Origin of the sequence: Bacillus sp. FSL R5-0820, from assembly GCF_038593385.1 — a bacterium.
Classification (GTDB): domain Bacteria; phylum Bacillota; class Bacilli; order Bacillales; family Bacillaceae; genus Bacillus; species Bacillus altitudinis.
In genome coordinates this window covers 3,607,365-3,620,192 of sequence record NZ_CP151991.1, presented here as the reverse complement: position 1 = coordinate 3,620,192, position 12,828 = coordinate 3,607,365, and the positions used below count along the sequence as shown (strand labels likewise).

11 protein-coding genes are annotated in these 12,828 nt (G+C 39.5%); 9 read left to right on the top strand and 2 right to left on the bottom strand.

Going from position 1 to position 12,828, the window contains the following annotated elements; genetic code table 11:
* Positions 1 to 206 precede the first annotated feature (206 nt).
* Positions 207 to 770 carry an Imm64 family immunity protein gene (locus NST15_RS18650; protein ID WP_035704144.1) on the top strand — a complete coding sequence of 188 codons (564 nt, stop codon included), beginning with the start codon at positions 207 to 209 and terminating at the stop codon, positions 768 to 770.
* Positions 771 to 808: 38 nt separating this feature from the next.
* On the opposite strand, the gene NST15_RS18645 is transcribed toward NST15_RS18650, so the two are convergent.
* Positions 809 to 1,519, bottom strand: coding sequence for a GntR family transcriptional regulator (locus NST15_RS18645; protein WP_035704142.1), 711 nt, complete (start codon positions 1,517 to 1,519; stop codon positions 809 to 811).
* 155 nt (positions 1,520 to 1,674) lie between these two features.
* Between NST15_RS18645 and NST15_RS18640 the strand changes: the two genes are divergently transcribed.
* The 3 genes from NST15_RS18640 to NST15_RS18630 all read left to right on the top strand — a co-directional run bounded on the left by NST15_RS18640 (position 1,675) and on the right by NST15_RS18630 (position 6,177).
* Positions 1,675 to 3,573: a beta-glucoside-specific PTS transporter subunit IIABC gene (locus NST15_RS18640; protein WP_035704139.1), complete on the top strand. Its 1,899-nt coding sequence runs from the start codon at positions 1,675 to 1,677 to the stop codon at positions 3,571 to 3,573.
* A gap of 9 nt (positions 3,574 to 3,582) precedes the next feature.
* The gene (gene bglA / locus NST15_RS18635; RefSeq protein WP_123766729.1) at positions 3,583 to 5,022 is read left to right on the top strand and encodes a 6-phospho-beta-glucosidase BglA; all 1,440 of its coding nucleotides are present in this window, start codon (positions 3,583 to 3,585) and stop codon (positions 5,020 to 5,022) included.
* A gap of 174 nt (positions 5,023 to 5,196) precedes the next feature.
* The gene (locus NST15_RS18630; protein ID WP_046527586.1) at positions 5,197 to 6,177 is read left to right on the top strand and encodes a restriction endonuclease; all 981 of its coding nucleotides are present in this window, start codon (positions 5,197 to 5,199) and stop codon (positions 6,175 to 6,177) included.
* A 5-nt stretch (positions 6,178 to 6,182) separates the two neighbouring features.
* Here the strand turns inward: NST15_RS18630 and NST15_RS18625 are convergent, their stop codons facing one another.
* Positions 6,183 to 6,344: a hypothetical protein gene (locus NST15_RS18625; protein ID WP_100218327.1), complete on the bottom strand. Its 162-nt coding sequence runs from the start codon at positions 6,342 to 6,344 to the stop codon at positions 6,183 to 6,185.
* A 161-nt stretch (positions 6,345 to 6,505) separates the two neighbouring features.
* On the opposite strand from NST15_RS18625, the gene NST15_RS18620 reads away from it, so the two are divergent.
* The 5 genes from NST15_RS18620 to NST15_RS18600 all read left to right on the top strand — a co-directional run bounded on the left by NST15_RS18620 (position 6,506) and on the right by NST15_RS18600 (position 12,808).
* Positions 6,506 to 7,741: a TerD family protein gene (locus NST15_RS18620; RefSeq protein ID WP_224558859.1), complete on the top strand. Its 1,236-nt coding sequence runs from the start codon at positions 6,506 to 6,508 to the stop codon at positions 7,739 to 7,741.
* A 200-nt stretch (positions 7,742 to 7,941) separates the two neighbouring features.
* On the top strand, positions 7,942 to 9,600 hold the full coding sequence (locus NST15_RS18615; RefSeq protein ID WP_342499070.1) for a T7SS effector LXG polymorphic toxin: 1,659 nt from the start codon (positions 7,942 to 7,944) through the stop codon (positions 9,598 to 9,600).
* Between the two features lie 30 nt (positions 9,601 to 9,630).
* On the top strand, positions 9,631 to 9,993 hold the full coding sequence (locus NST15_RS18610) for a hypothetical protein (RefSeq protein WP_035390066.1): 363 nt from the start codon (positions 9,631 to 9,633) through the stop codon (positions 9,991 to 9,993).
* An 862-nt stretch (positions 9,994 to 10,855) separates the two neighbouring features.
* Positions 10,856 to 11,332 carry a hypothetical protein gene (locus NST15_RS18605; protein WP_035390064.1) on the top strand — a complete coding sequence of 159 codons (477 nt, stop codon included), beginning with the start codon at positions 10,856 to 10,858 and terminating at the stop codon, positions 11,330 to 11,332.
* A gap of 282 nt (positions 11,333 to 11,614) precedes the next feature.
* The gene (locus NST15_RS18600) at positions 11,615 to 12,808 is read left to right on the top strand and encodes an MFS transporter (protein ID WP_025208290.1); all 1,194 of its coding nucleotides are present in this window, start codon (positions 11,615 to 11,617) and stop codon (positions 12,806 to 12,808) included.
* Positions 12,809 to 12,828 lie beyond the last annotated feature (20 nt).

The window sequence follows — 12,828 nt, the reverse complement described above, 5'->3', positions numbered from 1 at the left end:
GCGCTAAGGGCGGAAAGGTCTTACCGTTACAGGAAAAGGAATGTCGGAGAGTAGTAAGACGGTAAAGTCGTTTAAGGCTGAAAGAAAATAATATCGGATCAAAAGGCAGGTTCAAAGAGAATCTGCTTTTTTTGTAGTATGCTTGAACAAAACAAAAAGAAAGCGAGGGGGTCAGCATAGCTTTAGGAGGATATATCAATATTGGATTGGTATTCTATGATGACATTCATTTAACAATCACTTTTCGCAAACTGACTGACTTTTTAACAAAAAAAGGAATATTGATAACGAAGGTAAAGTTTAGTCAGGACGCTAATGGCGAAGCATGGATCGAACATGATGTAAAAGAGAATAAAATCAAAAACAATTACTTGGAAGCCTATTATACAGAATTTGAATTGACGGGAACATGTCTAAAGCATACGACCATGAATATACAAAAAGAAGCTGGTTTTGTTGGATTCGTTCTATATTTAAAGTGGACAGAGGTTGTTTCACATGATGTCGTTCGTATTCAACAGGAGATCGTACAGTGTCTTGTAGAACTTTATCATACTCTTACGTTCGAGTATGCATTCATTGGTCATGAAATGGAAGTCGAGCTTCATCCAGATGATGTTGAAAAGAGTCTGCAAGAACATCATGCTTTTCCAGTTGTTCTTATAGGTAAAGGGGATTGTTTAGTCATTTTTTATGGTGATACTCTCATTGACGGGCTAACTACTCAAGAGAGAGGGAAGAAATATTTAAAGGTTAAAAGAGAACAGTAGAAAAGCCTCCTGAATGTATCAGGGGCTTTTTCCTTTCATCACCCATAATAATTATTCGCTTGAATAAAAAATTGGGATTGTGTGTAGTTATATGTGATTTTCGAAAAGTCGAAGGGCTGGCCGTTTGTGAGATGAAAGACCGTCTCGACGCGGAGAGCGGGATCGTCTAGTTTGAGGCCGAGGTGCTTTGCTTCGGTATCGTTCAGTTTGCCTACTTGTAAGTACATATCGGAGAAGCCGACTTTGAGTCCAAGACCTTCACTGACGAATTTAAATACAGAATCGGCTGCAATTTCTGTGTTGAGGTAAGGAATAATGGTTTTCCGGTAATAGGACTCTTCTAAACATAAAGTTTGTCCATTGATGTAACGAATGCGTTTAAGGTAGAAAACATCCTCATCTGGTTCAATGTTTAAATTCAGCGCAGCTTCTTCTGGCGGTTTGATGGTATCTAACGTGAGAACTTCTGATGTCAGTTGAAATTCCTCTAAATCTTTTTTAAACCCTTGGTTGGATAAAAGGCTGATATAGCCTTTGCGTCTATGCCTTCTCACAAAGATGCCGCTGCCCCTCACCTGATAGACAATCCCTTTTCTTTCGAGTAAATCTAATGATTTGATAATTGTACTTTTGCTCACAGCAAATTGATTCATGAGCGTCTCAAGCACAGGAAGTTTGTCTCCTTGCTGTAGCTCATGTGTGACAATATATTTTTCAATATCGCTCGCAATTTGTTGATACTTTAACATAGCCATTCCTCTTTGTTTTCACGATTTATTGTCTTTGTATTATAGCACATCCCGATTTCTTTTTGATATGCAAATTGAAATTATATAGGTATTGATAAATTGTACCGGTATAATTATAATGTACATATACTAGTAGTGATAAAGGGGGGTTTTATATGTCAAAAGTGAGGGATTATCAAAAGCTTGCAGAAGACATCTTAGAAGCAGTTGGCGGAGAAGAAAATGTGGTGAGTGCTGCAAGATGCGCCACGAGGCTGCGTTTGGTGTTGAAGCGTTCTAATCCAAAGGCAAAAGAAGCAGTCAACGCCATGCTTGGCGTCATTACAGTGGTGGAAAACGGTGGTCAGTTTCAGGTTGTGATCGGTCAGCATGTAGGTGAGGTATATGAGCATTTTTCCAACCTTGTTCAGCTCCAAACGTCGGATGATGATCAGCCGAATGAAAACAAAGGAACGATACTGAATCGGGTCATTGCGACCATGTCCGCTGTGTTTGCGCCATTTGTGTATATTTTAGCCGCAGCTGGTATTTTACAAGGTGCACTTATCTTAATAAATTTGATATTTCCAAGCTTCTCGAAAACAGGAACTTATGAAGTGTTTAGCTTTATTTCTTGGGCACCGTTTACGTTCTTGCCCATTTTTATTGCGATCACTGCAGCCAAGCATTTCAAAACAAATATGTATATCGCGGTTGCTTGTACAGCAGCGCTTGTCAGTCCTTCTTGGACAGAGATTGCTGGACGTGTAGCATCAGGGGAAGGTGTGACCTTTTTAGGGATTGCGTTATCTGAAACGGTTTATACATCATCCGTCTTGCCACCGCTTTTCTTAGTATGGATTCTTTCCTATGTAGAAAAATTCTTAAACAAACGAATTCATGAGGTTGTCAAACCGCTATTTGTCCCATTTCTATGTATGGTCGTCATGGTTCCGTTAACCATTCTATTAATCGGTCCTCTTTCGACAGCAGGTGCAAATGGGATTGCAAACGGATACAATATCTTAGCTGAAAATGTACCAGCTCTGGCAGGGGCCATTATCGGCGGTTTCTGGCAAGTACTCGTGATTTTCGGTGTTCACTGGGGCATCACGCCAATGGTACTTGCGAACTTTGAACAATATGGACGTGACTCCTTTCAGGCATATCAAACCATCGCTGTTATCGCTCAAGTCGGTGCGGTGCTGGGAGTTATTTTAAAAGCAAGAAATCGGGAAACACGGAAAGTTGGGGTTTCAGCTGGAATCACAGGACTCTTCGGTATTACGGAGCCTGCGATTTACGGTGTCACCTTACGTTTTAAAAAGCCGTTTATTTTCGGGTGTATTTCTGGAGCAGTCGGTGCCATTGTGGCCAGCTTCTTTACGCCTTATTACTTTGCATATGCAGGGCTGCCTGGCCCTCTGACCATTGTGAACGGAATCAGTGCAGATTATCCAACGTCTATCATTGGTATTTTGATTGGTGTGGCCATTGCGCTGATATTACCAGTTGTGCTTATTCAATTGTTCGGTTATGGGGAAGATACGGTAGACCAGCCAGCTGGTGAAACACCTGTTAAAGATCAAGGCGGAGAAACGACACAAGCTTCTATGAACAATGAAGAAATGATCACGGCTCCACTTACAGGAAAGGTGCTTTCGTTATCTGAAGTGCCAGATGCCGTATTTAGCTCTGGAGCGATGGGGAAAGGCTTTGCCATTCATCCGACCGATAACAAACTGTTTGCACCGTTTGATGGCAGTGTCGTCATGCTTGCACCAACAAAACATGCGATTGGTCTGCGTTCTGAATTTGGTGTGGAGTTACTTGTTCATGTAGGAATTGATACGGTCTCTCTAGATGGATCGGCATTTACACTCAATATCAAAGAAGGCGACAAGGTGAAAAAGGGTGAATTGTTGATGACATTTGATCAGGAAGCAATTGAAAGCAAAGGATTACAAACAATCACACCTGTTATCATTACCAATACCCAAGCATACGAAGATGTGATTGTAGAGAAACGTTCGACATGTCAGCCAACTGACGTCATGATGACAATTGTGAAATAGGAGGAATAGATAATGACTTTACCAAAAGATTTCTTATGGGGCGGGGCATTAGCCGCTCATCAATTCGAAGGTGGATGGAATGCAGCTGGCAAAGGGCCGAGTGTTGTAGATGTCATGACAGCAGGTGCTCATGGTGTTCCAAGACAGATCACGGAAACGATAGAAGAAGGAACTTTTTATCCAAACCATGAAGCCATTGATTTCTACCATCGTTACAAAGAAGATATCGCCATGTTTGCTGAAATGGGATTAAAATGCTTGCGAACATCGATCGGCTGGAGCCGAATTTTCCCTAAAGGGGATGAAGAAGAGCCGAATGAAGCAGGCTTACAGTTTTATGATGATGTGTTTGATGAACTGATTAAACATGGAATCGAGCCTGTCATTACGTTGTCTCACTTTGAAATGCCCCTTCATTTGGCAAGAGAATACGGCGGATTCCGAAGCAGAAAAGTCGCTGAATATTTCGCGAAATTCGCGGAAGTATGCTTCAATCGTTACAAGAACAAGGTCACGTACTGGATGACATTTAATGAAATCAATAACAAAATGGACGTCAACAACCCGTTGTTCCTTTGGACAAATTCAGGGGTATCTGTCAAAGAAGGCGAAAATGCCAAAGAAGTCATGTATCAAGCGGGCCACCATGAATTGCTTGCAAGTGCATGGGCAGTGGCAAAAGGAAAAGAGATCAATCCGTCCTTTCAAATTGGAGCGATGGTGTCCCACGTGCCAATTTATCCATATTCCTCAAACCCAGAGGATGTCATGCTGGCAGAAGAATATATGAGACAGCGCTATTTCTTCCCAGATGTCCAAGTGCGTGGCTACTATCCAAGCTACGCGTTAAAAGAATTTGAGCGCGAAGGCTATCACATTCCATTTGAAGAAGGCGATGAAGAAAGTTTAAGAAAAGGAAAAGTAGATTATCTTGGCTTTAGCTATTATATGTCAACAACGGTCAAAAGCGATGCAGTATCTGATCACAAAGGAGACATTGTCAATGGAGCACTGCCGCATGGTGTAGAAAATCCGTATATCAAATCAAGTGACTGGGGCTGGTCCATTGATCCGACAGGTTTAAGGTATACATTGAATCGTTTTTACGATCGCTATCAAATCCCGCTATTCATTGTGGAAAATGGCTTTGGTGCCATTGATCAAGTGGAAGAAGACGGCTCTATTCATGACCCAGAGCGAATTCAATATCTCGCTTCTCATATTCAAGCACTGAAAAAAGCGGTTGAATATGACGGTGTGGACCTCATCGGCTACACACCTTGGGGCATCATTGATATCGTGTCATTCACAACCGGTGAAATGAAAAAACGCTACGGCATGATCTATGTTGACCGCGATAACGAAGGTAATGGTTCAATGAAGAGACTCAAAAAAGATTCGTTTACTTGGTATCAAAACGTCATCGCAACGAATGGTGAAGAAGTGTAACAAAGGAAAATGCAGACCCGGATGAGTGTGGTATACGCTTGTTCGGGTTTTTGTGTTTCTTTCGACAAAAATGGTGCGCATATCCTTTTGTTAACAAGAAATAAGTCTTATAATTTAGATAGAATATTTGATGATGAAAATAAGAGAAGATAGATGGAATGGGAGAGGTAGTAAATGACGAAATGGTGGATGGTTCGTGCGGGTGACCAAAACGAATTAATTACAATTTGGGAAGAGAAAGGCATTGCATCGATAGGGTGGCCTAAATTAGGTAATCCAAAACAATATCAAACAAAGCAAGAGATGAATGCTCGAGCTGATGTCATATTCGCTGAGAACAAACCTTTTACGAGAAGAAGCTGGGTCAGTCAGGTATGGAGGTTTAGTAGAGAAATCAAAAAGGGAGATCGAATCATTACGTACATAAAAGAAAGCCGTGAATATCGAGTAGGTACGGTGATTGCTCCGCATTTTTTTGATGAAGCAGTTGGAGATAAAATGTATCCAAATCATATTCAGGTAAATTGGGAACCAATAGCAGTTAAACGAGATTCTCTCAGTCAATCAGCTAAGAACAGCCTCGGTTCTATATCAACTGTTTTTCGTGTAGATGATTGGGGGAAAGAGATTGAACATTTACTCAAAAACCCTACATCTATATCAGCACCTGAAGATGAAACCGAAGAAGATGAAATTATCGAAGATTTAGTCAGCAAAGCTACTGTCATGATTGAAGATAAAGTAGATAAATTGGACCCGTGGCAAATGCAAGACTTAGTCGGAGGCTTACTGCAAGCAATGTCATACAATGTTCGCGTGAGTCCAAAAGGGCCAGATGGCGGTGTGGATGTATTAGCTTATAAAGATGCATTTGGATTTGAAAAGCCTATTATTAAAGTACAAGTAAAGCATCGGAAAAATTCAGCCAGTTCGCCAGAGGTGCAGCAATTATTAGGTGCTAATCCAATGAATGCTAACAGTTTATTTGTTTCTACTGGTGGGTTTACTTCTCATGCAAAAGCTGTTGCGAAGCATAATGAGGTTCATCTAGTGGACTTAGAAGAACTCGTAAATCTTATTGTACATTGGTATGAACATATGCCAGCTGAGACAAGATCCTTATTACCTCTGAAAAAAGTGTATGTACCTGAGTGATCTTTTTATTGTCTATGTTTCAATAACTCCTGAATACAAAGAAAAAAGAGGGTAATGACGGTAAAATAGTTCATTGGATTCTGAAAGATATTGATGTTCATTGATAATTGAAGAAGAATCCACAGACTGAATACCACCATAACAGCAGGAATAATTAATTTATACACAATGGTTCTCCCTTCTAGAGTAGTGCGGTTTTAGTTGGCATTGTCTCATATCATTGTAGAGGTTGAAAAGAGGTAAAGGTTTTAATAGGTTCTATCACATAATTCGGTATAATTGATCTATAAAAGCGATAAATGGTAGATAAAGAATAGGAGTTGTTGAAATGAATCAAACTCTGCAAATGGGTGCCAATACCGTACTAAACTCTCCAAAGGGGCAATTATTCATCAGTTATGAAGTGTCATCTGCAATTGATATTTCTTTAACGGCGTTTCTCTTAACAGATTCAGATCTAGTTCAAGGAGATAATGGCATTATTTTTTACAATCAGCCGGAGAGTGCTACGGGTGTCGCGACACTTTTACCAGCAGAGATATCAGATCAGTTGAAAAGACATCAATTGAATTTTGATATGAGCAAAGTGCCCGTCGGAATCACAAAGATGGCTATTACACTAACAGAGGATCGAGGAATCGGCTTTTCTCATGTGAAGAATCTGCAAGCAGAAATTCGAACAGGTGATGAGGTGCTATACTTAACACCAGTAAGCTTTACAAATGAAAAGGGTATTGTCGTAGTAGAGCTATACATAAGAAATAGTGAAACGAAAGCACGATCCATCTGGCGTGGCTTCGATTCTGGATTGGAAGGGCTATGCAAGCTTTATGGGGTGGAGGTTGAACCTGATGAACAGGATGTTTCTACACCTCCTCCAATGGTTTCTGAAAAACAAATTAATGAGCCTGCTCCAATGAACACAGCCGCTAAAGAGAAAGTCTCTGCACCTATTAGCTTAGAGAAGGTTCAAGGTAAAATTAGTCTAGACAAAGGTCATAAACCGATCATCATTGAAAAAACACCAGAGATTACGGCTACAGTATCTTGGGAGTCTGGAACCGATTATGATATCTACGCATTGGTCTATACGAAGTCAGGAAAACAAATAGATGTGGCCATGTTTGGCGCAAAAGGTGTTCCCGCTCTCAAAAGTTACGGTAACGGAGCTGTTGAGCATATGGGAGATGTCGGTAGAGATCGTGAATCAATGAAAACGGAAGTCATTAAACTAAGGTTAAATGATGATATCCTTGCGGTGGTACCCGTTGTTTACTCTGCTCAATCAAATGGAACAGGTTCTTTCTATAGATATAGAGTGTCTATGAGTATCGATAATCATCAAGGAACGTCTGTCACTATTCACGCGAAACATGCAAATGACAATGATCGAATTTATTCTTGTGTCCCAGGTATTCTTCAAAACACGAATCATGGTGTGATCATCCGTCCATTAGAGCTTTACAGCAAACCGAATTCCGAGCGCAGACCTAAATTAAAAATGAAGTATTCAAATGAAATTGATGTTTTGATGGATAAAGGACCAATCAATGACTATAAGTAACGTGAACATGTGGCTAGACAGAGTATAATGAACTGTCTGGCTTTTTCTATATCCTACAATTAATAAACTTGTTTATCCGAATTAGCGGGTAAATTGGATAGAGAGTTCATTCCATTTTTTATGTCATTTAGCCTATTTTTCCGTTTTGAAGGTCACGGTAAAATAGACTTTATGATCAATAATGGAGGGAGTGGCTTCTTCTGGGCAAGATACTTGATGCAAAAGCACTAACCAGTGCCATGGATACAAGGGCAAAACACTATCAGGAACTCCGCGAACAAATGATAGATTTAAAAAAGGCATTACAAGGTGTTGCCAATCTCGGTGACGACTTTACTGGAAAAGGTGCCGATAACATTAAAAGCTTCTACAAAGAACTCGCCGGAAATGTGGACATGTTCATCAGCTTTATTGATAAGCAAAAAGCCTTTCATGAAGGTGTTTCTGGAACGCTTGATGATACAAACTTTGGCGGCGATACCTTTGTAGAAGAACACTTTTTAGACAACGCTGTACATATGGGAATCAAAAATGCCAAAAGTATTGTAAAGGATCAAAAAAACGCTCTTAAAACCATTTTTCAAGACATAGATGACCTCATTTCACTAGAAGTATTTGATAGCCAAACTTTTGATGAAAAAATAGAAGATGCGGAAGACGAGCGAAAAAAGACAGTGAAAGACCTAAGAGAGCTTGATCAAAATTTAAAAGATGAATATGCTTTGTCAGAGACGGAGCAGCAAGCTACAATGGCATTGTACGCAGAAATGATGAATGCGACAAATGACGGAAAATCCATTTCGCCTATGAATTTTGACAAGAAAGCGTATCAAAATAGCGAAATCTACAAGGCAAAAAGCGATATTGAGAAGCAAACTTCTGAATATCTAAAAATAAAAAAAGATCAAGAAGAAGCCCGCAAGATTGCAAAGGAACAAGAAGCACTAGCCAACCGTCCTTGGTATGAAAAAGCCCTTGATTACGGTGGGAATATCGTTAATGAGCTGACAGGCGTGAACGATGCAAAACGTGCCGCAACAGGTGTCGATCCGATCACAGGTGAAGAACTCACCGCAGGCCAGCGAGTCGCCGCAGGCGGCATGGCAGCAGCAGGATATATCCCAATCGTCGGATGGGCAGGACGCATTTTCAAAGGCGGTAAAGCCGTTTATAAAACGACTCAAGCCACGTCCGCCGCAGTAAGAGCGGTCGACATTTACAAGACATCACAGAAGTCTTTTGACGCCCTGAAAACATCTCAAAAAGGCTTATATGGACTCACCGCAACTAACGGCTTCAGCGAAGCGATTACGGGTCGAGATATGTTTGGAAATAAAGTCTCGAAAGAACAGCAGGAAGCGAGTATGAATGCGGCGCTTGGGATGCTTTTGCCGTTTGGGGCAAAAGGGTTTCATGGGAAGATGGGTGTAAAGAGTTCAGGTATACCTAATATTTCAAAAAGGCATGATGAAATTGCTCATAAAAGTTATTATGGTAGAAAAGATTTTAGAATAAAGATAAATAGTGCAGTATATTCTCATCATGATAATAAGCATTTAAAGGCTAGAACTGCCGAAGAAGCGAAACGTTTTAGTGAAACCGGAAGACGAAATGCTCAATACCTACCTGAAATAAATAATAAAGTGATAGAAAAAGAAGCTCTTCAAAGAGGGCATATCATTGATAATGGCAATAATAATTTTTACTTCATTTATGATACTGGTAAAGTTGTTGGTTATGATAATGGAAAATCTACTAGTTGGATTAGAGGAGAACTAACGAGTGGTAATGTGTATCACGGTCATCCAATAGCTGGTGATAGATTAAATAAGTATTTAAACAAATTAGGAATAAAATAACTATAAAATTAACAAAGAGGTCGGATAAAGATGAGAAAGCATGTGAAACTTGATATTCCGGAAGTAAACATTCATCCCTTGAGGATAACTGAAGGTTGGAATGTCCGTTATAATCATTTTTGGGAAATTGACCCTAGAAAGTTAGAAACAGAAGATGAAAGATGGTTTATGTTCACTGAAAGTTTGTTACAGCTTTATCATGAGAAATCATCAATAACATTGGACTTAGGTTGGTATCCCGATTTATCTTCAGATGGCAACTATCTTGTTCTAATAGTTAAAAATACAGATTGGGACAATCCTATTCAGGAGTTTAGCTCTGATGACTATAGCAAAGTGATAGATTTTATAGAATTTCATTTAAAAGAAATTACATCTAACTGGTGGAAATAAAACTGTATGTATTTCTACGAGGTTAATAAGGCTAGTGCTTCTCTGTTTTGCCGTTTCTATGGTGGTGGTCTTATAATGAATAAAAACCAAACAATGCTTAAAAAGAAAAATATGTGGAACCATCATTGGAGCATTAAAAATGTATATAGAACTGGATAAAATTTTATCCGCTGATAAATACTAGTAAGTGAGATACTCTTGTATTTTAGCCTAAACGATTGGGAAGAACTATCAAAACAGGTACTCAATAAACTAATAGAGTGGCAGCGAAAAATTGCGTACTGTCTCGATAATGAGTGCAATGAATATGAGTTTCATATTTTATTGGATTTGCTGAATACTAATGATGCGGAATTATTTGAGATTTGTATTGATACATTAAGAAGTTATCCTATTGAAGAGGGTAAAAAAATAGTACTGAAACATCCTCAGATTACAGAACGTATAAATCAAATGTTGACTACTACTGCGAACCTACCAGCAAAGACAGTTCTTCGAGATTTCATTTCAAAAATACATTCAAATTAGTCCGTTATTGCTGAAATTTAATGATGAAATAAGATCTTGATTGGTTTTATACTGATCAAGATTATTTAATTTACACTGATGAAAAATGTCACATTGTAAAAAGAGTAAGTAGGAATGTATTTATTCGGGATTTTAAACAACATAAGATTCATTATTACGTACATGTAATTATACAAAGTCCCCATTTATATTGATTTCCTAGATTTATATCCGGAAATTTTGAAAAAAAGCATAGTTATCTAGAAATCAGTTCATTCCACCGTGTAGCCTGGTGGAATTTTCAAGGGGGAGATGTCTAGAGAGCAATGTTTATACGCCTTGTGGAGGTGCTCCTATGAATAATAAAGGAAAAACAAAAATCGAAACCTTAAAAAGAAAAAGCAGAAGAAAGCACTTAATAAACGAATTAAGCTATATGACACTTCCAGAACCCCCTTTTTTGGAGGTCGAAGAGAATCAATTTTTTTGTCAGAAGGTATTTACTTTCCTGCAATCGAGAGAACATAAAAGTCAAATACATGGAGACAACTATCTAGAGCATATTGAAAAGTCTACACAAATGTTAAATGAAATGGTCGGGAGGATAAAAGAGATTCCTAAACAAGGGAGATTGCTTTTTTTCCGAGATCATGAAATTGAAGCGCTTTTAGTGAATGTGGATGAAGTGTTTCATCATTTAAATCAACTTCTTGAGCAAACCAAATTTTTAAGTGGATACGGAGATTTCATTTTAATAGCAGAGGATTTTCATTTTGGATTATGCATAGAGCGTACAGAATATTTTTATGAGTTTAGTTTTTGGGGAATGTGAGTTTAGATCAAGCTTCATTTCAAAAAATGACAGGGATTTTTCTCTATAACCATTTCCCTCAAATTTAAGCAATTCACTATCATTACCTTTCACATTCATATAAAATAAGAGCTAGTGAAAATTTGAAGAGATGCTTGATAAATGAAGGGCATGTAAGCTGTATGAAATGATGAGATGTTTCAAGTACGTGAAGGTTGCAAAGCTGTTTCTCCTCACGCATGAATCTTGTAAGCGTAACCATTATTTGTCACTTCATTGCAATGTGTTGAGGGGTGTGTCAGCATGAGGAATCCGTATTTGAGAACGGCTTCTAGTCTTTATATCAATTATTTTTTATTAGGTATGGTCAATATTATTTTGGCTTCTAATATGCCATTTTTGATCAAACAATTAGATACAAATAGTGCGGGGATAAGTTATATGATATCTGCACTCGGTATTGGCAGGGTGCTCACGTATGGTTTATCGGGCGTACTGTCAGATCGTTTTGGACGAAAGCCGGTCATTTTGGTTTCGGGGGTGCTGATGGCGGTGTTCCTCATTGGAATCCCATTGTCTCCGAATTATCAAATCGCGTTTGCGTTTGCGATTTTGGCAGGGGTGGCGAATTCGGCGATGGATGCAGGGACGTATCCGGCTTTAATGGAAGCTTTTCCTCAAAACTCGGGATCTGCAAATGTGATGGTGAAGGCGTTTATTTCGATTGGGGCGACCATTCTGCCGCTCGCTATTTTCTTTTTAGCAGAGCATGATCTGTTTTATGGATTTGCGTTTTTTGTACCTGCTTTTATCTATTTAGTGAATGTGATGATGTTGTGGACATTGCCATTTCCGAATCATCGCAAGGTGGAGCAAGTTCAGGTGACGGAGCATGATGGACTTCCGCGCTTCTCATCAGAGCCTACGTTTTGGAGAGAAGGGGTCGCACTGATTGTGATCAGTTTTACATCAAATGGTCTGTACGCCTTGCCGCAAATTTGGCTGCCTACGTACGGTGAGGAAATATTGGGAATGGCTTCTGGCAGTGCTGTGAAGCTGCTTAGTTACTATAGCATGGGCGGTTTGCTGTCTGTCTTATTGCTCGCATTTCTTTTGCGCCGCATTGTTCGTCCGGTCACCGTGCTGCTACTCTATCCGATCATTACACTCGCTTCTATATGTGTGCTATTGGTCGTGAAGTCTCCAGTCATCGGGACCGTCAATGCATTTGTATTGGGCTTTTCAACAGCTGGTGTCTTTCAGCTGACGTTAACCGTAATGGCTGAGTTCTTCTGGAAAAACAAAGGGACGATGACAGGAATTATCTCAACAGCAGGCGGAGTGTCCGCCATTGTGATTCCGGTTGTCACTGGTTTGATCGAAACCCACGCGACCATTTTGCAAATCTTTATATTTGATGCGGGTGTCGCTGTTGTTGCGATCATCGGGGCGATGTATATCCTCAATCGATATCGCCGGATTATGATACACGAATAAAAAAAGACGACTTCCAAAGC